Source organism: Pontibacter sp. LHS2 (assembly GCF_058932845.1).
In genome coordinates this window covers 124,425-145,899 of the sequence record NZ_JBZYWG010000005.1, presented here as the reverse complement: position 1 = coordinate 145,899, position 21,475 = coordinate 124,425, and the positions used below count along the sequence as shown (strand labels likewise).

Annotated in this window: 19 protein-coding genes; 12 read left to right on the top strand and 7 right to left on the bottom strand. The window is 50.8% G+C overall.

From position 1 onward, the window contains the following. From AC5FX6_RS20820 to AC5FX6_RS20810, 3 genes are all read left to right on the top strand, one after another. Complete coding sequence (locus tag AC5FX6_RS20820) at window positions 1-1,260, top strand: zinc dependent phospholipase C family protein (protein ID WP_493598888.1); 1,260 nt, start codon at window positions 1-3, stop codon at window positions 1,258-1,260. A 264-nt stretch (window positions 1,261-1,524) separates the two neighbouring features. Continuing rightward, entirely contained in the window at window positions 1,525-1,974 is a 450-nt protein-coding gene (locus AC5FX6_RS20815) for a hypothetical protein (RefSeq protein WP_493598887.1), read from the top strand. A 136-nt stretch (window positions 1,975-2,110) separates the two neighbouring features. Beyond that, window positions 2,111-2,557 carry a hypothetical protein gene (locus AC5FX6_RS20810; protein WP_493598886.1) on the top strand — a complete coding sequence of 149 codons (447 nt, stop codon included), beginning with the start codon at window positions 2,111-2,113 and terminating at the stop codon, window positions 2,555-2,557. A 46-nt stretch (window positions 2,558-2,603) separates the two neighbouring features. Here AC5FX6_RS20810 and AC5FX6_RS20805 read toward each other — a convergent pair whose 3' ends face one another. From AC5FX6_RS20805 to AC5FX6_RS20785, 5 genes are all read right to left on the bottom strand, one after another. Beyond that, complete coding sequence (locus AC5FX6_RS20805) at window positions 2,604-4,118, bottom strand: HTTM domain-containing protein (RefSeq protein WP_493598885.1); 1,515 nt, start codon at window positions 4,116-4,118, stop codon at window positions 2,604-2,606. An 86-nt stretch (window positions 4,119-4,204) separates the two neighbouring features. After that, window positions 4,205-4,669 (bottom strand): hypothetical protein, encoded by a 465-nt coding sequence (locus AC5FX6_RS20800; RefSeq protein ID WP_493598884.1) that lies wholly within the window; start codon window positions 4,667-4,669, stop codon window positions 4,205-4,207. A 174-nt stretch (window positions 4,670-4,843) separates the two neighbouring features. Continuing rightward, the gene (locus AC5FX6_RS20795; protein WP_493598883.1) at window positions 4,844-6,208 is read right to left on the bottom strand and encodes a lysophospholipid acyltransferase family protein; all 1,365 of its coding nucleotides are present in this window, start codon (window positions 6,206-6,208) and stop codon (window positions 4,844-4,846) included. Window positions 6,209-6,381: 173 nt separating this feature from the next. Beyond that, window positions 6,382-6,780, bottom strand: a complete 399-nt coding sequence (locus AC5FX6_RS20790) for a hypothetical protein (protein WP_493598882.1) — start codon at window positions 6,778-6,780, stop codon at window positions 6,382-6,384. A gap of 265 nt (window positions 6,781-7,045) precedes the next feature. Then, entirely contained in the window at window positions 7,046-7,267 is a 222-nt protein-coding gene (locus AC5FX6_RS20785) for a hypothetical protein (RefSeq protein ID WP_493598881.1), read from the bottom strand. A 170-nt stretch (window positions 7,268-7,437) separates the two neighbouring features. Between AC5FX6_RS20785 and AC5FX6_RS20780 the strand changes: the two genes are divergently transcribed. The 6 genes from AC5FX6_RS20780 (at window position 7,438) to AC5FX6_RS20755 (ending at window position 15,212) form a co-directional block, all read left to right on the top strand. After that, the gene (locus tag AC5FX6_RS20780; protein WP_493598880.1) at window positions 7,438-7,635 is read left to right on the top strand and encodes a helix-turn-helix transcriptional regulator; all 198 of its coding nucleotides are present in this window, start codon (window positions 7,438-7,440) and stop codon (window positions 7,633-7,635) included. A 133-nt stretch (window positions 7,636-7,768) separates the two neighbouring features. Then, a complete protein-coding gene (gene carB, locus AC5FX6_RS20775; RefSeq protein ID WP_493598879.1) occupies window positions 7,769-10,582 on the top strand; it encodes a carbamoyl-phosphate synthase large subunit in 2,814 nt (937 codons plus the stop codon). Between the two features lie 227 nt (window positions 10,583-10,809). Continuing rightward, a complete protein-coding gene (locus tag AC5FX6_RS20770) occupies window positions 10,810-11,082 on the top strand; it encodes a DUF4834 family protein (protein ID WP_493598878.1) in 273 nt (90 codons plus the stop codon). Between the two features lie 42 nt (window positions 11,083-11,124). Then, window positions 11,125-13,569 (top strand): YfhO family protein, encoded by a 2,445-nt coding sequence (locus tag AC5FX6_RS20765; protein WP_493598877.1) that lies wholly within the window; start codon window positions 11,125-11,127, stop codon window positions 13,567-13,569. Between the two features lie 39 nt (window positions 13,570-13,608). Further along, entirely contained in the window at window positions 13,609-14,514 is a 906-nt protein-coding gene (locus tag AC5FX6_RS20760) for a 1-aminocyclopropane-1-carboxylate deaminase/D-cysteine desulfhydrase (RefSeq protein WP_493598915.1), read from the top strand. A gap of 68 nt (window positions 14,515-14,582) precedes the next feature. After that, window positions 14,583-15,212, top strand: coding sequence for a DUF4230 domain-containing protein (locus tag AC5FX6_RS20755; protein WP_493598876.1), 630 nt, complete (start codon window positions 14,583-14,585; stop codon window positions 15,210-15,212). A 447-nt stretch (window positions 15,213-15,659) separates the two neighbouring features. Here the strand turns inward: AC5FX6_RS20755 and AC5FX6_RS20750 are convergent, their stop codons facing one another. Continuing rightward, window positions 15,660-16,142 carry a regulatory protein RecX gene (locus AC5FX6_RS20750; protein WP_493598875.1) on the bottom strand — a complete coding sequence of 161 codons (483 nt, stop codon included), beginning with the start codon at window positions 16,140-16,142 and terminating at the stop codon, window positions 15,660-15,662. A gap of 147 nt (window positions 16,143-16,289) precedes the next feature. Between AC5FX6_RS20750 and AC5FX6_RS20745 the strand changes: the two genes are divergently transcribed. The 3 genes from AC5FX6_RS20745 (at window position 16,290) to AC5FX6_RS20735 (ending at window position 20,442) form a co-directional block, all read left to right on the top strand. Further along, window positions 16,290-17,171: a DMT family transporter gene (locus AC5FX6_RS20745; RefSeq protein WP_493598874.1), complete on the top strand. Its 882-nt coding sequence runs from the start codon at window positions 16,290-16,292 to the stop codon at window positions 17,169-17,171. 208 nt (window positions 17,172-17,379) lie between these two features. Next, entirely contained in the window at window positions 17,380-19,965 is a 2,586-nt protein-coding gene (locus AC5FX6_RS20740; RefSeq protein WP_493598873.1) for a DUF5686 and carboxypeptidase regulatory-like domain-containing protein, read from the top strand. A 111-nt stretch (window positions 19,966-20,076) separates the two neighbouring features. After that, window positions 20,077-20,442 (top strand): hypothetical protein, encoded by a 366-nt coding sequence (locus AC5FX6_RS20735; protein WP_493598872.1) that lies wholly within the window; start codon window positions 20,077-20,079, stop codon window positions 20,440-20,442. A gap of 74 nt (window positions 20,443-20,516) precedes the next feature. On the opposite strand, the gene AC5FX6_RS20730 is transcribed toward AC5FX6_RS20735, so the two are convergent. Continuing rightward, window positions 20,517-21,467 carry an EamA family transporter gene (locus AC5FX6_RS20730; RefSeq protein WP_493598871.1) on the bottom strand — a complete coding sequence of 317 codons (951 nt, stop codon included), beginning with the start codon at window positions 21,465-21,467 and terminating at the stop codon, window positions 20,517-20,519. Window positions 21,468-21,475 lie beyond the last annotated feature (8 nt).

Sequence of the window (21,475 nt, the reverse complement as noted above, 5' to 3'; positions counted from 1 at the left end):
ATGAACTACCGCATCTTACCAAGGCTTAGTCTCCTGGCCTTCTTTCTATACCTGTTGCTAACAGCGACTACCGTGCGCGCTTATGGTGTGCTTACGCATCAGGCTATAATCGATGCTGCCTGGAAAGACTCCATAGAGCCTCTCCTGCGCAAGCGCTTCCCTAAGGCCACAGACGAAGACCTGCAAAAGGCGCATGCACACGCCTATGGGGGCTCTATTGTGCAGGACATGGGCTATTTCCCTTTCGGCAATACATTCTTCACAGACCTGACGCATTATGTGCGCAGTGGTGCTTTTGTAGAAAATCTTCTTAAATCATCCTCTACCATAGAAGAATACGGTTTTGCACTCGGGGCTCTGTCACACTACAATGCCGATATACATGGCCACCCACTTGGCACCAACAAGGCGGTGGCACTGGTATACCCGAAGGTAAAAGCCGAGCATGGTAAAGAAGTTACTTATGCAGAAGATCCCGTGTCGCATATCAAGACAGAGTTCGGGTTTGATGTGCTGCAGGTAGCTCGTGGCAACTATGCACCTGACGCCTACCAGGCTTTCATTGGTTTTAAAGTGTCGAAAGAGCTGTTGGAGCGGGCTTTTCTGGAAACCTATGGGCTTGAACTGAGCGATGTGTTTGTGAACGTGCCACTGGCAATCGGGACTTACCGCTACACTATCCGCGGCCTGATACCGGACCTGACCAAAGCAGCCTGGCAGGCCAAGAAAAGTGATATACAGCAAGCTAGCCCAGGTATAACCAGGAGTAAGTTCCATTACCACATGAAACGGGCAGATTTTAACCAGGCTTGGGGAACAGACTACGAGCGCCCCAACCTATTTGCCCGCTTTATCGCCTGGATCATTAAAGTGCTGCCAAAAGTAGGACCTTTCCGAACGTTAGCCTTTAAGCCGCCTACGCCCGAAGCGGAAAAGATTTTTTATCATAGCTTTAACACCACAGTCGAGAACTATACCAAGTTGATCAAGCAGCTCAGGCAGCAAGACCAGCTTACGTTGGCTAACATGCAGCTCGACACGGGGGAGCCAACAAAACCTGGTGGCTACAAGCTCACGGATGAGACCTATGCGGAATTGTTGCAAAAACTTGCCAATTCTGATTTTAAACACACAAGCCCTGCCCTACGACAGGACATACTCGCATTCTACCAACCCCGTAAAGCGATACAGGAAGTGGAGGAGGATGAGCGCTCTGAATTAAAAGAAGCCCTTCAAAAACTAAGAGCGCATCAGTTATAAGATCAAGCCTGTTCCTGATCTGTAAGGTACAGCTGCGTGAGCTCCCTCCCAGGGAAATTAAAATCAGCCTGCTCGCCGTTTCATTGGTTTTGTGACGTGGATATGATTATTGCGGGCCTGACTTGTGCGCATAGTGGAATATGATCACCAAACGAAACCCTGTACTCCAAAAACCGATACATATAAGTCTGACACCTTGTCTGATCAAGCTAAGTGTAGACGTATGACAGGGTGTACATGTGTTTAATTAAAATTAACTTACCTATGGAAAACAAAACAAATAAGAACTCGCAATCCAATCAGAATCCATCAGCTCAGAGCAGCTCACAATCAAATACATCAAATATCGGCTCAAGCCAGTCATCTGCTTCAGGCGCTACTAGTGGCAATCAGTCATCTGCCAGAAACACGTCAGGAAACAGCCAGTCGGCTTCATCAGGCAAGTCTAACTGGAAGGACACTTTCAAGAAAGAAAACCTGGATAAGATGTCAGGCAAGCTGCAGGAGTTTGGTAGCAGCACGATGAATAAAGTGAATGGCCTGAGCACTACTCAGAAAGTAGTAGGCGGATCATTGCTTGCGCTGGGCGCAGGCTGGGTAGCTATGAACTCGATGAATAAAAATAAATCAGGCAAAATGGGCTCTAAAATAGCGAGCGCCCAGGAAAAGCTGAAGAAAAACCTGAATAAGAATCTGGGAAGCAGCAATAAATAATTGCTCCTTTATAAAGCTACATGGCAAAAAGCCGGGTGATTAACCCGGCTTTTTGTTTCGTATAGGTATAGCAAACAGGCTAATCTTGCGTATAGCAACAAACTGACCTTAATAACTCTATGAAGAAGCTAATACTATGGAAGTAAGCAAAGCACTGGTAAGCGGTCTGGCAGGGGCCGTTGCCTTAACAATCGCACATGAAACCCTGCGCCGGCTAGTTCCCGAAGCACCCCGCATGGACGTGCTGGGAATGCGGGCTATTTCTAAAGTCATGAAAAAGGCAGGTGCCCAACCACCTGAAAGTAGTGTGTTGCGTGCCTGGGCCATGGTAGGGGATGTGGTATCTAATTCTGTTTACTACAGCATGGCCGGAACCGGCAAAGACACCTGGTTACGCGGCAGTCTGCTGGGAGCCGGAGCAGGGGCCGGTGCTGTGTTGTTGCCCGGCCCGATGGGCCTGGGCACTGACCCGAGCAACCGTACCAACAGTACCCGTGCCATGACGGTGGGACTGTACCTGATGGGCGGTCTGGTGGCCGCTGCCGTAAGTAGCGCACTTGCCTGCGACGACGATAGTTGTTGATACCTGTCATAAGGCATCAATGTAGTGCTCTGTCATTGCGAATAATCTACTCTGGTAGATTGGCGCAGATACAGAGCACTTCTTTTTGTGGAGTAACCGGTTGATAGTCGGGTAAGGTATATTCTTTCATATACACCACTTGCAACTCTTTCACAGGATTGCCTGGATGCGCTTCATTCCAGCGACGCACGAGGTAGTTGCAGTAGTACGGCCTCAAAAATGCGTAATGCACGAAGAGGTAGTTCTCAGAGTATTTTCGCCAACGGTCGTTTTTGAACATGCTCATAACGGAGGCAGGCTTGGCATAATCCGCCTCTTTGCCTTCACGGTTCAGGTCAATGAGCTGCCCGTCAGCTGCCTGGCCTTCCAGTACATACCAACCATCGTCTTTAAACACGGCTGGTGCAAACATGCCCCATCGTTGGTCCACACGCAGGAGATTGCCAAACCAGGTGGCAGAATCGGGCATAACGGGTACTCGGGCAGTTGCTCCTGACAGATTCCACCAAATGCAGTAGATCAGCACAAAAGTCACAAAACCTTCCCGTACATAATGTAGCTGGCTCTTGGTTAGCAGCGGCCTTTGCAAGCTGATCTGTAGTCGTAGCTGTGCAGGGCTTCTCAAGCCTTTGAAGATGCGCTGAAACTGACCCGAAAACGGTCTTCTGAATGAAGAAAGCAATTTCCTTTCTGCCCAGTTCATGGCTTGAGGCGGGAGCAAACCAGAGATGGAGGCAATGTTGATCAGGTAAAACAAGCCGACAAAGAGGGTCAGGCTAATACCGACATGAAACATAAACAATACGCCGATGACCACAAGCCGCCATACATGATTGTAAAAAGGAATCAGGAGCAGGAAGGGGAGCAGCAGTTCGGTATACCAGGTGGTCAGCGTCAGGAACCTGAGCAACTCAGGATAAGGGTATATGAGTTTGCCTACAGGCATCAGAATCTGGTCGAGACTGAGGGCATAATAGAGCGCAGTGCCATCGAGGTTCCACTCAGGTGAACTCTTGAGCAGGGCAGTGCAGAAATATACCAGAAAGATCTGCATAATGTAAGCTACTGTCGCTGCACTGAAGTAGGTAGTTTGCTGCAGTTCAAGCTTGGGAGACTTTGCAGCATCGTAGCTGTAGAACTTTCCCCATGGCAGGAACATACCCCAGAAGAGCAGCATGCGAAGAAGGTCGTCGCCCCCTTGCGCAATAAAAGTATTTCGGTTCTGGAGTGATACAAGCAGTATCCAGCTGACAATAGTGGCAGTGCGCGTCTTGTAGCCAAGCATCAAACAAACGGCAAACACAGCAGCAATCAGAAATAGAAAAGCCTGGACCTGCCAAAGTCCACTCAGGGTATGGAAAGAGAAATGATAAGGATGCCAGCCAAACTGATGGAGCACGTGCAACGGCAGCACGCCCATGTTGGAGTAATGTGCTTCGAGGTCCGTCGCACGTATGGCCAGGTCAGTTAGAATAATACCGGCCACCCATATGCGCATGATGGCCAGGGCTCGCAAGTCAACTGTAAAAACACGGCGCAGGTATAGTTGCAGTTGGTGCATGTGTGATCAAGGGTTATAATTAAAAAACAAAAAGGCAAAGACCGAAGAGGTGCTTGCCTTTTTGTTTAAGTAATTGAGTAAATCACCTATCTAGGTGAAGTGCCCATTGTGGTCGTTCCAGTTGTAGTACCTGTTGTGGTTCCAGTGGTTGTCCCTGTCGTGGTACCCGTTGTCGTGCCAGTAGTAGTACCAGTCGTTGTGCCGGTTGTGGTTCCTGTTGTCGTACCAGTCGTGGTGCCAGTAGTCGTACCGGTCGTTGTACCGGTTGTAGTTCCAGTGGTCGTACCGGTTGTTGTACCTGTCGTCGTACCAGTTGTTGTACCTGTAGTAGTGCCGGTTGTGGTGCCAGTAGTAGTACCTGTTGTAGTTCCGGTCGTTGTACCGGTCGTCGTACCCGTTGTCGTGCCGGTAGTAGTACCAGTCGTTGTGCCATACACGTCAGTATCTGTAGCGTCGGTATCAGTGCCGGTAGTAGTGGTATCTGCACAACCTGTCATTACCGTTGCTGCTACAAATGAAAGTGCAAGCATGTTTACAAATGTCTTTTTCATAGTCCTTATTGTTTGTAATACTGTAAAAATTAGATTTCAGTATCCTATTTACGGAACTAGTGCTATTTGGATAGTTATTTTGAGGAAATAGACTGGATAATTCCCGTTTCAGTACCAGATGTATGGTCTTCAGAATAGGAAAACAGGTGTAATTGCTATGAAATCGACGTGATCTTAACCAAGGCTTTGGCTGTCGGTTTGTTGGTGAAGGTATTCTTTTCGCGCTACTTCTAATTCTTCAATAAGCTCCTGCCGCTGTCTTTTCAGACTTTCCGCCACTGGGCTATTACTCAGAAAAAGGCGTAGCAGCAGCCAATGCTCCCGCACCCGAAGCAGAGTGTTCCAGTAGCGCAGTGCAAAAAAGCCCGACAAAGGTAGGCTGATCAGGTATAGCAGCAGGTATACGGCATTAGGCCAGAAGTGCCATAAGGCATAAGCCTGCAGTGCGTATAGGATCGGAAATGAGAAGATACCCACTGAGAGCATGATCGGCGCTCTGAACTCCTGCTCCTCTGTGAGGGCATCGGCTACTTTGGAAGGTATAATGTAGGCCAGGTAATTATTAATAAGTCCGTACAGGTATAGCGGGATGGTAAGTGCTAGCAGTAGGGTGCGGGCAAGACTCTGGCGTAGCAGTACATTGTTTTCCTCTACAGTGGGGAGGCGCTGCAGGTCGAGTTCCTGAAGCTGTTGGGTATAAGAGCGCAATTTATGTCGGAATTGCTCCACCCGCGATGGCTGCGTTTCCAGAAAGTAAGCCAACCCTTTCACAATAGCCCGCGTCAGCAGAAAATCGCGCACGTGGCGAGGAGCCTCTATGGTAGTCTGCAATGCCAGTTTCTGTTTGTATACCTGTTCAATCTGACGCACAAGCGTATCCTCGTCATCGGAGGGCGTTACGACGATCAGCTTCTCAAGTTGCTGGCGTATCTGGTCTGTCAGTTCGGTGACGGTACCCTTCTCGTTTTGCTGATACTGCGCTAAGTAGGGGGCTACTGCAATGGGTTTGCCCACATTCACAAACACATCACTTCGGAAGCGGGTAGGGTCGGAGTAGTTAAGGCCGACAGGAAGAATCTGCAAGTCAGCTACCGCTGACATATGTGCCACAGCGCCTAGCGCCATCCGGGCCGTGCCTGTTTTGATTTTGCGCAGACGCCTTTCATTAAAGCTAGTCCCCTCCGGAAATATAAGCAACGTTTTGTGTGCCGCGAGTGCCTGGTAACTGGCCTTAAAGGCTGCTTCGTTGTCCACTGCCTGGCCTGGCGTATCTTCCCTGCGGTGAATCGGAATAAGGTTCATGCGGTGTAGCAGCCAGTTATGCAGTGGCGAACTGAACACTGTACTTTTCGCGATAAAGTACACCTGTTGCGGAAGCAAGGAGGCGATCACGATCGGATCCATGAACGTGTTGGGGTGATTGGCAACAACGAGCAGTGGCCCACGTGTTGGCATCAGGTGACGGTTGCGCACCACAAACCTACGGAAGAACACCCAAAGGCCTGTGCGTAAAATCAGCTTTAAAATAAGGTATAGCATGTGCGCTTATCAGGTATGGGCATAACCTCACCGGGTAAGGATGCCTGCATTTAGCCTGACAATATAAGCAATATCATTTAATAGCCCGATACTGGCAAATGGAAGGCGAATAAGTCGCAACGGCAGGAATGGTAAGATGCTAATGGGTAATAGTAGAAGTAAGAAGCATCAGCTTATTCTTCAGAAGTAAGCCAATCGTAAGCGGAAGTGAGGTCATCAAACTCCCGGGTTTCGAAAGGGAGCGGAGATGATCTGCTGGTAAATACCTGCTGGATCTGGCGGCTGGCGGCTGGGTCAAAAGGAGTAAGGGATGCGGAACGTTTAAGCGGGAGTTGGCTGAAAGCCTGGGCATATACATCACGGGTCCAGGCCAGGTCATCGGGGTCGAGGGGGGCGAGCAAGCGGCTGTCTGTAATGGCGTACGGCACCCCCAACTCACGGGCAAGCCTGACCAGCCTAATAAGCGCCTGTCTGTATTGCAGGCTGCTGCATTTACCATACCATTGGCTTAGCAGCACATGACTGGCCGCGTGGTACTCTACAAGCAGATAATCTGTCTGGAAGTATACCATAATTTATGGCGTTAATTCGGTGAATTCCAGTCTAATGATACTGAATAATTATGGTAGAGTCAACCTTTGTAGCATAAAATAAAACTATTATAATAATATAGTAATGCTAGGCCTTGCAGGTGCTTTCCTGATTTATGCTGCTATCGTACATCAAAAACGAGTTGGTCGGGCTGGGGTATGCTGCAGATCGCACTGAATGGCCATGAAAAGCCGCAGATCCAGGCACTAAGTGCTTGAACCTGCGGCTTTTGGGGATAATAATTTTTTATTTCGTTCTTAGGTTGTTGGCGTTACTGCCATCTAACTTGCGAGTATCCTCTTCCTCTTTTGCAGCTGCGTTGCCGCCTTCTTCCACTCCTTCCGGCTCAGAATCCAGGATGTCGTGCTCCTCCTTTTTGAGACCCTCCAGTGGTTCCGGATTTTCTTCAGGCAGACGCTCGCTCTCTTCCGAATTGGTTATATAATCGTCTTCGCGTGGTGTTTCCATGGGTATTTAGTTAGGTTATACCTTGTGTACGTATCACAGACGCAAGGTTTGTGTGTATCCCATGTTAAGAATCTGATCTGTTTAACCCGGTGCACTCGCTCTACTACTTTTCTATACCTACGGCTCATTCAGGTATAATCTGTACCGCACCCGCAAAGCACTCGAGGCAGATGAAGAAACATCAAAGTAGAGCGGGCCAAAAAGACATGACCCAGGAGCAGCTGGCCGATGCTCTGGGCGTGAGCCGCCAGACGATCAATGCCATTGAGAAAAATAAATACCTGCCTTCTACCTTGCTGGCTCTTAAAATGTCAAATCTCTTCGGCTTGACCGTAAATGAGCTTTTTGTGCTCGAGGAGGGTGATTAGCAGGCTTCTTTTCACCTTAATATAGGTATAGCGGGTACCTTATGTTAAAAAAAGAAAGCCCTTTAGGGCATTTTTAGTTTGTGAGCCCGAACATTTTGCGGTAACTTTGGGCAATTTATACCTACCAAAGCACATGCCTAGAGACACCAGTATTAAATCCGTTCTGATTATTGGTTCTGGCCCCATCGTTATCGGCCAGGCCTGCGAGTTTGATTATGCGGGCTCCCAAGCCTCCCGTTCCCTTCGCGAAGAGGGGATCGAAGTGACGCTCATCAACTCGAATCCCGCCACTATCATGACCGATAGCGTAACGGCGGACAATGTGTACCTCAAGCCGCTTGAGAAGAAGTACATCATTGAAATTCTGGAAAAGCATAAGATCGACGCCGTGCTCCCGACCATGGGTGGGCAGACAGCCCTCAACCTGTGCATCGAATGCGATAAGGCAGGTATCTGGGAAAAATACGGCGTTCGTATCATCGGGGTGGACATCAACGCGATCGAGACCACCGAGGACCGCGAGAAGTTCCGTTTGAAGATGCTCGAGCTTGGGGTGAATGTTTGTAAGGGAGAAACAGCTACCTCGTTCCTGGAAGGAAAAGAGATAGCGCAGGAAATTGGTTTTCCACTCGTGATTCGCCCTTCGTTTACCCTTGGTGGTACGGGGGGCGGTTTTGTTAATACCCCTGAGGAATTCGACGCAGCCCTCACCCGTGGCCTGCACGCCTCGCCAGTGCACGAAGTACTGGTAGAGCAAAGCATCATGGGTTGGAAAGAATATGAGCTCGAGTTGCTGCGCGATAACCTCGGCAACGTGATCATCATCTGTTCCATCGAGAACTTCGACCCGATGGGCGTACACACCGGCGACTCCATCACGGTAGCCCCAGCCATGACCCTGCCCGACACGGTATACCAGCAAATGCGCGACCTGGCCATCAAGATGATGAACGGCATCGGGCAGTTTGCAGGCGGCTGTAACGTGCAGTTCTCCGTGAGCCCGGACGACGACACGATCATCGGCATCGAGATCAACCCGCGCGTTTCCCGCTCTTCGGCGCTGGCCTCTAAAGCGACGGGTTACCCGATCGCGAAGATCGCCGCCAAACTGGCCATCGGCTATAACCTCGACGAGTTGAAAAACGCCATCACCAAGACTACCTCGGCTTACTTTGAGCCAGCGCTGGACTACGTGATCGTGAAGATACCACGCTGGAACTTCGATAAATTTAAAGGTGCTAACCGCACGCTGGGTCTGCAGATGAAGTCTGTGGGCGAGGTGATGGGCATCGGCCGTACCTTCCAGGAGGCGCTGCAGAAAGCCTGCCAGAGCCTTGAGATCAAGCGCAACGGTCTGGGTGCTGACGGCAAGGAGATGACCAATTACGATGACCTCATCTACAACCTGAAGAATCCAAGCTGGAACCGTTTGTTCTGCATTAAAGATGCCATGCGCATCGGTATACCTACCAGCACCATCCAGAACCTGACCAAGATCGACCCTTGGTTCCTGGCGCAGATCGAAGAGATCGACATGCTGGAGAAGGAGATGGAGAAGTATACCCTGGCTACCCTGCCGGGAGAACTGCTGCGTGAAGCCAAAGTAAAAGGCTACGCCGACCGCCAGATCGCGCACATCCTGCGCTGCCTCGAAAGCGAAGTGCATGCTGTGCGTATGGAGCTAGGTATACAGCGTGTCTACAAAATGGTGGATACCTGCGCCGCCGAGTTCGAAGCCAAAACGCCATACTTCTACAGCACTTTCGACGGCGAGAACGAGAGCATCGTGACCGACAAGAAAAAGATCGTGGTATTGGGTTCTGGTCCGAACCGCATCGGCCAAGGCATCGAGTTCGACTACAGCTGCGTGCATGGGGTGCTGGCGGCCAAAGAGTGCGGCTACGAAACCATCATGATCAACTGTAACCCGGAAACGGTTTCAACAGACTTCGACATTTCGGACAAACTGTACTTCGAGCCGGTGTTCTGGGAGCACATCTACGACATCATCCTGCACGAAAAGCCAGAAGGTGTGATCGTGCAGCTGGGCGGACAGACGGCCCTGAAACTGGCCGAAAAACTGGACCGCTACGGCATTAAGGTAATCGGTACGAGCTACAAAGCGCTTGACCTGGCCGAGGACCGCGGTTCGTTCTCTTCTTTGCTGCGCGACCTGGACATCCCATACCCTCCGTTCGGTGTGATCGAAACGGCAGAAGAGGCGCTGGAACTCTGCAAAGAGCTCAAGTTCCCGCTGCTGGTGCGTCCAAGCTACGTACTGGGTGGTCAGAGCATGAAGATCGTGATCAACGAGAAAGAGCTCGAAGCCCACGTGATCGACTTGCTGAAAGACCATCCGGGCAACAAGGTGCTGCTTGACCACTTCCTTGATCATGCCATTGAGGCAGAGGCCGACGCGATCTGCGACGGTGAGGACGTGCACATCTGCGGCATCATGGAGCACATCGAACCGGCCGGTATCCACTCCGGTGACTCTTACGCGGTGCTGCCTCCTTTCGACCTGAGCGAAAACGTGATCAAGAAGATCGAAGACTATACAAAGCGCATTGCGCTGGCACTGGATACGGTGGGTATCATCAACATTCAGTTTGCCGTGAAAAATGAAGAGGTGTATGTAATTGAGGCCAATCCACGTGCGTCGCGTACCATACCGTTCATTGCAAAAGCGTACCGTGAGCCGTACATCAACTACGCTACCAAGATCATGCTGGGAGCGAAGAAGGTGAAAGACTTTAACTTCAACCCGCACAAAGAAGGCTATGCCATAAAAGTGCCGGTGTTCTCGCACAGCAAGTTCCCGGAAGTAAACAAGGAGCTCGGCCCTGAAATGAAATCTACGGGTGAGGCCATCTACTTCATCGACGACTTGCAGGATGATTACTTTGTGAAGATTTACTCGGAGCGTAATCTATACCTGAGCGTTTAGTAAATCGCTTCTGATAAACCGAAAAGCCTTCTCTGTAATAGGGAAGGCTTTTGGCATTTTGGGGACTATCGTCATTTTTAAGCCGTATACAAAATCCTTACCTTTGCATAAGCCTCCGCCGAAATGACAGGAAAAACTTTTTGGCAGGGGAATTGTATCTGAACAGGTACTGTTTTTGTTAAATAATAGGCAGCTGCCGTATGCTGGCTATACCTTAACCGACTATCATGATCAAATTCATATTCGTTACCCTACTCGTTATCTTTTTTATCCGACTGGTAGCGCCTTTCCTTTTCCGCTGGCTGCTGGCTTTCTTTGTGAAGAAGAGCCTGCGCAATGGCACTTTCTTTTACTCTAACATGAACCAGCCGCGTCCTGAACCGCAATCCAATGGCAATGGCCGACAAAAGGGCGATATCAAGATCGACTATGTGCCGGAGCAGCCTGATCGCAAGGATTTCAACGGCGGGCAGTATGTCGATTATGAAGAAATAAAATAAAAAGCCTATCTTTCAGCTCTATTCTGAGGTTTCCTGAAAGATATGACAGCTTCTATTGACTTTAAGCGCGATGTGCTCCCGCATATCATCGCGATTCTGATTTTCCTTCTCCTTACCGCCGTATACTTCGCTCCTGTCCTGTTTGAGGGCAAGGGGATGGCGCAGCATGACATTCTGCAGTTTAAGGGCGGCGCCAAAGAGATACAAGACTACCGCGAGGCCACCGGCGAAGAGACCCTCTGGACAAATTCCATGTTCAGCGGTATGCCTTCGTACCTGATCAACACCCGCTACCCCGGTGACTTCTCGGGCTACATCCATACCCTCCTGACTTTCAACCTGCCGGCTATGGCGGGCAATATCTTTATTACGCTCCTCTGTGCCTACATTTTGCTGGTCACACTGCGGCTCAATACCTGGGTTTCTATTATTGGTGCCATCGCCATTGCCTTTACTTCCTACAACTTCATCATACTGGAGGCGGGGCACAATACCAAGTCGCTTACCATTGCTTACATTCCGTTAGTACTGGCCGGTATGTTCTATGCGCTCCGGCGAAATGTTTGGATAGGGGCGACCATCTTTGCGCTGGCTCTGACGCTCAACCTGCACTTCAACCACCTGCAAATGACCTACTACATGCTCCTGATGGTACTCGTGTGGATCGTGGTGGAATTGATCTATGCCATCAAAGAAGGCCGTATAGCCGACCTGATCAAGCGTGGGCTGGTGCTGGCCGTGGCAGCCGTGCTGGCGGTAGGTGTGAATTTCGGCAGACTGTATACCGTGGCCGAGTACAGCCAGCACAGTATCCGCGGCAAGTCGGAGCTGAGCGTGGCCAACAGCGGCGACAAAACTTCCAGCGGCCTTGACCGCGACTATGCTTTTAGCTGGAGCTACGGCGTGGGCGAAACCATGACATTGCTTATACCTGATTTCTATGGTGGAAGCAGCAGTAACACCCGACTCGATAAAGATTCGCAGAGCTACCAGGCGTTACTGGGGCTTGGCTTGCCACCGGTTCAGGCAGAGCAGGCGCTAGAGCAAGGCTTGCCAACTTACTGGGGACCGCAGCCGATGACGAGCGGCCCGGTATACGTGGGAGCCATTGTGATATTCCTGTTTGTGTTGGGCCTCTTCATTGTGCACAAGCCAACCCGTATCTGGCTGCTTGGTGCTACGATTCTGTCTATTTTACTAGCTTGGGGTAAGAACTTTGAGGCTTTCAACTACTTCATGTTCGATTACTTCCCGGGCTATAACAAGTTCAGGGCAGTTTCATCAGCCCTGATTATTGCCCAGATCACGATGCCGTTGCTAGGTATACTGGCGCTTTACAAAGTCATCCGCGATCGCAATCTGATTAAAGACCTGGACAAGAAACTGATGATTTCAGGTGGTATTACAGCTGGTGTATGTTTGCTGGTGTGGGTGTTTGCTGGATCAGCTAGCTTTGTAGGAGCTGTCGATCCGCAGCTGCAGCAGTCTTACTTCCCGTTAGACGCTATCCGTGCCGACCGCGAAAGCATGATGCGCTCCGACGCCCTGCGTGCATTCGTCTTTATCGCCCTGGCCTTCGGTCTGCTGTACTTCTACCTCAAAGGCAAAGTGTCGGCCACCATGGCCATGGCAGGTATCGGTTTGCTGATACTTGTAGATTTGTGGAGCGTGAACAAGCGCTACCTCAACGACAGCGATTTTGAGAAGCGTGTGGTGGAAAACCACTTCCAGCCAACCAAAGCTGACCAGATGATCCTGCAGGACAAAGACCCGCACTACCGCGTGCTTTACCTGCCAAATCCGTTTAACGATGCCCGCACCTCTTACTTCCATAAGTCAGTAGGTGGTTACCATGGCGCCAAAATGCGCCGTTACCAGGACGTGATCGACCGCCACATAGTGCAGAATAACCTGGAGGTGCTGCGCATGCTCAACACCCGCTACGTGATCACAGGCGATCCGCAGCAGCCGGTGCAACGTGTACCAGGTGCCTTGGGCAATGCCTGGTTTGTGAGCGAAGTGAAAACGGTGAATACTCCGGATGAAGAGATCGAAGCCCTGAACGGACTGGACGCCAGCACCACAGCTGTGGTGGACGTGTCGAAGTTCAAGACGGCAGCGACAAGTTATAATGCGGAAGGCTCTACCATCGAGCTGACCGAGTATCAGCCGAATGCCCTGACTTATGCAGTGAATGCGGCGCAGGCAGGTCTGGCAGTATTCTCAGAGGTATACTATGCCGACGGCTGGCAGGCTTACCTCGACGGGCAACCAGTGGATCACATCCGGGTGAACTACATCTTGCGTGCCATGGAAGTACCGGCGGGTAAACATACCATCGAGTTCAAATTCGAGCCGAGTTCTTATACTTTAGGCAATACCATCTCTCTAATTTCGTCGATTCTGCTGTTAGTGGTGATCGGAGGGGCCATCTTTTACGGAATGCGCCGTAAACCTGCAGAAGTAGAAAAAGAAGTAATCGTGTAAGCCAAAGGCCCTGTATGCAAATGCGGGGCCTTTGTTTTGATGCCGATGGAAGCACCGCTGCAACAGTTACACAGTCCTGTTTGGGAATCGCATGGTATAGCGCTTTGGGTGAAGCGGGAAGACTTGCTGCACCCTACTATATCGGGTAATAAGTGGCGCAAACTTAAGTATAACCTGCAGGAGGCAACGAGTCTGCAGCACGACACGCTGCTGACCTTTGGCGGCGCCTATTCCAACCACATCGCGGCCGTAGCGGCGGCAGGGCAGGAGTTCGGTTTTAAAACCACCGGTATCATCCGGGGGGAAGAACATCTGCCGCTCAACCCAACACTCAGCTTTGCCACTTCGGCAGGTATGGCGCTGCACTACATCTCCCGCGAAGCGTACCGGCAGAAGTCCGACCCGCTATACCTGAAACAACTGGCTGAACAGTTCGGGCATCCTTACATTATACCTGAAGGCGGCACCAATGCCCTCGCCGTGAAAGGCTGTACTGAAATTGTGTCAAATATCTCCATCGACTACGACTACATCTGCTGCGCCAGCGGCACGGGTGGTACCTTAGCTGGCATCATCGCCGGGCTTGAAGGCAAGAAGCAGGTGCTGGGCTTTCCGGCCTTAAAAGGTGGAGACTTCTTGAAAGTGGAGATCGAGCAACTGATCAAAAGCTATAGCGGACAGCATTACTCAAACTGGCAGCTGATCACGAATTACCACTTTGGTGGCTATGCTAAGGTGAAGCCTGATTTATTGGACTTTATGCGCAGTTTTCAACAAGAGCATAATCTGCCGTTGGAGCCTGTTTATACCGGTAAGATGTTCCATGGTCTGGTTGATTTGATTCAGCAAGGCTATTTCCCAGAGGGCAGTCGCATTGTAGCGGTGCATACCGGCGGACTGCAAGGTAATGCCGGTTTTCAGGAAAGGCTAGGTATAGCCCTGTAGCAAATTTGAACTTTAGCACCATAATTGCTGTGTAGACCGTAGTTAACACAACCGACATCAATCTGCTCATGCCCCTCATTCGACTTTTGTTCCGCCTGCTGCCCTTCATCCTGTTGCTGCTGGTCGGCTGGTTTGTCTGGCGCCAGGTAAAAGACACCTTTGGACCCGACGAGAAACAACCTGAAGTCATCGTCAACCACAACACCATCCTAACTACTGTAGAAGAACTTGGGAAAATGGAGCTTGTGCGCTATAATTTTAAGGACGTGGTGGAGTATGAGAAAAACGTCTCCCGCTGGGTGCCTAACTCAAAAGTGGTGCTAATCGTGACAGGGGAAGCCGTAGGCTGTATTGATTTCACGAAACTAACCGAACAGGATATCTTCTTTCGAGGGGACTCACTCGTGCAGATCAGTCTGCCAGAACCTGAGATTTGCTACTATAAAATAGACCACAGCAAGTCCAAGGTCTTCTCTAAAGAAAACACCTATTTCCAGGATGCAGACCTGGTGCAGGAAAGCTATCGTTATGCAGAAAGCAATGTAAAGGAAGCTGCCTTGGAGTCAGGTATATTGCGCCAGACACAGGTAAACGCCGAGAAGGTGCTCAAACCGATGCTAGAGGAAATCACCGGACGCAAAGTGGTGCTAGTGCCGCAGCGGCGTATTCAGAATCCAGAGATGCCGAAGAGGAGGTAGTTTGAATTGTTGATAGGTAAATTTTCCGTGATCCTCGCTCGCGTCCCGCGAGTGTAAGCTTTTCGGTGGCCTCCCGCCAATTTTTGAGGATTTAAAGTAATTGCTAGAGGTCGTTTACCTTGTATGTCGCAGCGACAGAAAGCCTCTTCTTGGGGGGGAGGCTTTCATCCAAAGAGATCTTGTTCAAAGACCACTGTCATTCTGTAAAGAAACTTGTTTAAATGGAGGGACCCTTCCCCCCGGAGGTTAAGACTATGCTACTTGCGGGGGTAGGAACCCTCTCTACCAAGATCCTTTCAGGATGACAAAAAAGGCAGAGTAAAACGGGCTTGCCTTTCGGGAGGGGCTGTACAATCGTCCTCAAGCGGCCAGAGTCCGCCGGATAACTCACACTCGCGGGACGCGAGCGAGGGCAGGGACACACCAACTTTCTAACTTCTAAACTTTCTACTTTTCCAGATTTTTCAGCGCATCCTGCACTAAGTCATTCTCATAACCTTTGCTCACTAAGAAATAAGTTAACTTCTGGCGTCGGGCGAAGGGGTTCTTTTCTTTCTCGGTGGCGTTTTTCTTCTCCAGGAGCTGTTGCAGGTTTTGGTCGTATACCTCAAAGTCAATCTCTTTCAGGCCCTGCTTGATGCAGTAGTCAGAGATGCCTTTGGATTTAAGCCCCTGCACGATCTTGCGGCGCCCCCATTTCTTTAGACCATACTTGCCGCGCACATAAGCCTGTGCATAGCGTTCCTCGTCCAGCATTTTCTCCTGACCCAGCCGCACAATGATTTCCTCTACATCGTCGGGTTCGAGACCGTACGAAAATAGCTTTGTGCGCACCTCTTGTTGGGTCCGCTCCTGGTAGGCGCAGTAAGCCGCGGCCTTGATCAGAGCTTCTTTCGGGGTATAGGTTTTCTGTTTTTTCTGTCGTTCCAAATCGTTCGTTTTGCTCCTGTTTAAAACAAGTTTGGGCTTGCAAGAGTTGCGCTATTGCCAACTAAAAACAAGTTAGCAATACCACAATTAAATTACGCAAATCAACCTAATTCCCCCCACCTTTGTGGTTTCAAAATAGAATTAAGTATGTTTTCAAAAGGAGTCAGGTACATGCTACTGTCTACGCTGTTTTTCTCGCTCATGAACGTGTGCGTGAAAATGGTGCCGCATATACCTGCCATTGAGGTGATTTTGTTCCGCTCGGTGGTGTCGTTGGTAATGAGTTTCGTAGTGCTGCGCGCTAAGCGGGTAAGCGTATGGGGCAGCAACTACGGGCTCCTGATAGCCCGTGGTGCGGCTGGGGCCATGGCGCTTATGCTGTTCTTCACTACGCTGCAGAATATACCCTTAGCCACAGCAGCTACGCTGCAGTATCTGTCGCCCATCTTTACCACCATCATGGGTATTTTCATTGTGAAGGAGAAAGTCAGATCCTGGCAATGGGTGTTCTTTGCGGTGTCCTTTGCAGGGATTTTGGTCATTGAGGGTTTTGATGCAACTGCCGATTCGTTTTATGTATGGCTGGGCGTGATGAGTGCTGTCTTCTCGGGACTGGCTTATAACTTTATCAGGCGCCTGAATACACGGGAGCACCCATTGGTGATCGTGTTTTACTTTCCGCTGGTGGCACTCCCCATCTCGGGCATTTACTCTATTTTCAACTGGGTGCAGCCCGACGGTTGGGACTGGGGCATTTTGCTGCTGGTAGGCGTGCTCACGCAACTGGGGCAATACTACATGACCATGTCGTACCAGGCGGAGGAAATCTCGAAGGTGGCGAATCTTAACTTCATCGGAATTATCTATGCCCTTTCACTAGGCTTTATCCTGTTCGACGAGCAATTCGAACTGGCAACTTACATAGGTATGGGGCTGGTGCTGGTAGGGGTGGTTTTGAATGTACGCTACAAGAACCAACTATCGCAACGCAAGATCGAGGCACACGAAACGAAACTGCCTAAGGTATAGCGGATGAGGTTTTGCTAGATGCTGCCGCACCTGTTACATGATGCTGAAGCTGGCGTGCACCGGGGTTCTCTAAGGTATGGCCATGCAAAAGCATATACCTGTAAAGGGTTTGGCGAGCTAAATTCTGAAAAAGCTAAACACGATAGGCGGGTTTTGTCGTTAGTTCTTAAATTGTAAAGCATAACATTCAAGACAAGAGACTTCGTACATGCGCCCTGCTTTTCTACTTTTCCTGCTATACCTGCTGCCGGCCATTACTTTGGCGGGTACCTTGCGTGGACGCATCACTGACGAAAACAACCAGGGCCTGCCTTTTGCCAGCATCTATATCAAAGAAACCGCCAGCGGCACCGCCTCCAACGACCAGGGCAATTACCAGCTGCAACTACCAGCAGGTACCTATACCCTGGAGTTTAAGTATGTCGGGTATAGAGCCCGCATCGAAACCGTAACCATAGGCGAGAGCACGCAGGAACTGAATGTGCAGCTGATGCCGGAGGTGCTCAACCTGAAAGAGGTAGTGGTAAAGGCAGCTGATGAAGACCCGGCTTATGGCATTATGCGCAACGCCATCCGGCTGCGCAAGTACCACCGTGACGAAGTGAATGCCTGGAGCGCACGCGTGTATATGAAAGGCGTGGCCCGCATGGACAAAGTGCCCGGCAAAGTGCTTGGAGTGCGGGTAGTGGATGTGGATACGGGCATCGTATACCTGTCGGAATCGGTGTCGGAGCTACACTTTAAGAAACCTAACAAGGTAAACGAGCGCATCATCTCCTCTAAAGTGAGTGGCAAGAAACAAGGTTTCAGCTTCAATCAGGCCTCTGAGATGAACATTAGTTTTTATGACAACCTGCTCAAGGTACAGGGCCTGAGTGAGCGGGGTTTTGTGTCGCCGCTGGCCAACAATGCGCTCTTCTTTTACCGTTTCGAGTACCAGGGAGCTTTTGAAGAAAACGGACGTACCATCAACAAGATAAAAGTCATTCCACGGCGCAAAAACGATCCGGTGTTTCAGGGTAACATTTACATCGTGGACGGCACCTGGCGCATCCACAGCACTGATTTAACCCTCACCAAAAACGCAGGTATAGACTTCGTCGACTTCATCCGGGTGCGGCAGGTATACGCGCCGGTGCAGGACCATGTCTGGATGCCGGTGTCGCAGCGCTTTACTTTTGAGGCCTCGGGACTGGGCTTTAAGGGGGGCGGTTATGCCACAGGGGTGTACTCTAACTACAGGGTGCAGCCTGCTTACAGTCGTCCGCCAACCGTGGTGGAGCCGGAACCGGAAGTGGTGGAAGACGCCGTGGCGGTGGAGGTGAAACCAGCCCGACGGCAGCGTGCCCGCGTGATCAAACCTAAAGAGGCTACACCTGAAGAGCAACCCGCCATACACGACGAGAAATTGTTCAGCCGCGAAGTACTGGTAGTGGAGAAGGAGGCGAATACCCGCGACTCAGCCTATTGGGCCGCGATCCGTCCGGTGCCGCTTACCGAGGAGGAGCAAACTGACTATCAGCGCAAAGACAGTCTGGAGGTCATCCGTGAATCCAGGGTATACAAAGACTCCCTGGACCGCATCCGCAACAAGCCGACCTTTGGCAACTTTTTCATGCGCGGCTATACCTACAGCAACACCTACGAGCGCCGCTTTTTCCGGATAGACCCGTTGCTAAGCCTGACAGGTGGACCTAGTGTGCTGCAGTACAACACCGTGGAGGGCACCGTACTGAATGTGGGCATGGAGTACCGCCAGAACTTTGAGGATCGCAGGTATTACGAAATAGAGCCGACCATCCGCTACGGACTCACCAATGAGAAGCTCAATGCCAAACTACGCCTGAGCTATACCTACGACCCCATCAAGCGGAGCTCGATTTCGGTGGAGGGCGGCCGCTTTGTGGATCAGATCAACTCCACTAACCCGATCTCGCCTTTCGCCAATACGGTTTATACCCTGCTGTTGCAGCGCAACTACCTCAAGCTCTACCAGCGCGACTATGCCCGGGTGAACTACCGATCCGAAATACTGAACGGCGTCACGATCCTGACATCGCTGGACTACAGTCACCGGATGCCGTTGGAGAACACTACCACCTATACCTTCCGGGAAAGTAGTAGCGGCGGCTTTACCTCCAATGTACCCGAGACCGCTGAGTTGGCCGATGCCTCTTTTGAGCCGCATCAAGCACTGACAGCAGCCTTTACTGTGGCTTTCCGGCCGGGCATGAACTACATCTCCCGACCCGACCGCAAGATCAACATCGGTTCGCGCTGGCCTACTTTCTCGCTGGGCTACCGGGGAGGCCTCAAAGCGTTGGGAGGCGATGTGAAATACACCACCGTAGCGCTGCGCATCTCCGACGACTTCAGCTTGGGCCTGCTGGGCAGTAGTGAGTATAGCTTTACAGCCGGTACCTTCTGGGGTAAGGAGAACATGCGGCTGATGGACTATCGCCACTTCAATGGCAACCGCACCATTTTCGCGGGTGTGTACACTGGCTTCCAACTCCTCGACTACTATAGGTATAGCACCAACAGCCGCTACCTGGAGGGGCATTACGAGCATCACTTCAATGGTTTCCTGTTCAACAAGATTCCGCTCTTCCGTCGTTTAAAATGGCAGGAGGTCGTGAGCCTGCATTACCTGAACACACGCAAATCAGAAAACTATCTGGAGCTCGGCCTAGGTATAGAGCATATCTTTAAAGTGCTGCGCGTCGATTTCTTTACCTCTTTTCAGGAGCAGCAGAAGGTGCACACGGGAGTGCGAGTAGGATTCGGGTTTTAGGTTCGAAGCTTAGAAAGTATAATGCCCGTGAAGGGGCAGGAGCGCTGTTTTACAACCAAATAGACAGGTTGGACGTTAGAAATCAGAGAAGACTAATATTTTGAAACGACCATGAAAAACCTGAAAAATATACTTAAGACCGGACTTGCCGCTGCCTTTATGGCTACTGTAACGGTGGCTTGCGGCGATAGGCCGGCTTCGAACCCAACGGATGATACGAGTACCTCTGAGGCAATAACAGAGCGAAGCAAGTCCACCCAAAACCTGAACAACCCGCGCCCTGCACCAGTGGGCCGTACTGCTGAAACCGGCGAACAAGCAGACCGCTTCGGTGATCTGCCAGCTAATGTGGATTCAGCTGCCCGGGCCAAAGTGGAGCTTGATAAACAAAGGCAACTGGAAGCAAACCCAGACCAGCGCCCGAGACCACGCACGCCGACAGGCCGCCGCGTGGAAGGTGGTCGGGTAGATCAGTAAGAACTAACCTAAACCAGAAGAGGCCATACCTGTACGCATAGCAGGTATGGCCTCTTTGTTTTGCGAGATTTTAGTTACTTCACCACCGCCGTTGTGCCCACTGGCGGAATGACCATACCGGCCCCGGTCTTCTTGCGTCCTTTCAGGTTGATGTTGTAGATGATCACCGAGATAAAGATCAGAATATAGGCCGCTACTTTTACCGCCGTGGTCTCTTCGTTGAAGTATAGGAAAGCCACCACAAAGTTGAGGATCGGGTTGATGTACATCAGGATGCCAATCGTTCCCGACGTAAGCTCCTTGAGTGCATACAAATTCAGAAACAGCGGCAGCACCGTGAAAAGGGCGCTCAGTATACCTGTCATCAGAAAGAAATGCCCGTCGAGCGCCACGTCAGAGCTTCCTTTGAGCTGCCCGTAAAACGGCGCAATAAAAATGAAAGAGAGCAAAAGCTGCAGCGTGAGCAGCACGATCTTGTCGTATACCTTGAGAATGCGCTGCGTGATCAGGTAGAAGGCATAGCTCAGCGCAATCAGCAGACTGAACAGCAGGCTGGTCAGTTCACCTGTCCCGATCAGCACACAGCTTAGGGCACTCAGTCCAATGGCTACCCACTGGTTAGCCCGCAGTTCCTCTTTGAGCAGCGCAAAACCCAACACCGCCGTCAGGATCGGGCAAAGCAAATAGGAGAAAGAGCCCGTCTGGATGTTGATGTGGTTGATGACGTAAATAAATGCCAGCCAGTTGATGGTCAACAGCGAGCCGCCCAGAAAGGTGAAGAGTAGAAATTTGCGAGCCTCACGTGGTTTCGATGCCTTTACCAGGGCCAGTGTCTGCACGAGGTTCTTGCGCCGGAACAGCACCGTAATCAGCAACAGCAGGACTACCGACAAAGCCACCCGGAAGAACAGGATCTGTCCGCTTGGGTAGTCAGCCAGCGCCTTCAGCGGAAAAGGGATAAAGCCCCAGATCACAAAGGCCGCTATACCTGCCGCGTAGTATGGTTTGGTATTCGTTGTTTCCATTTTAAAAT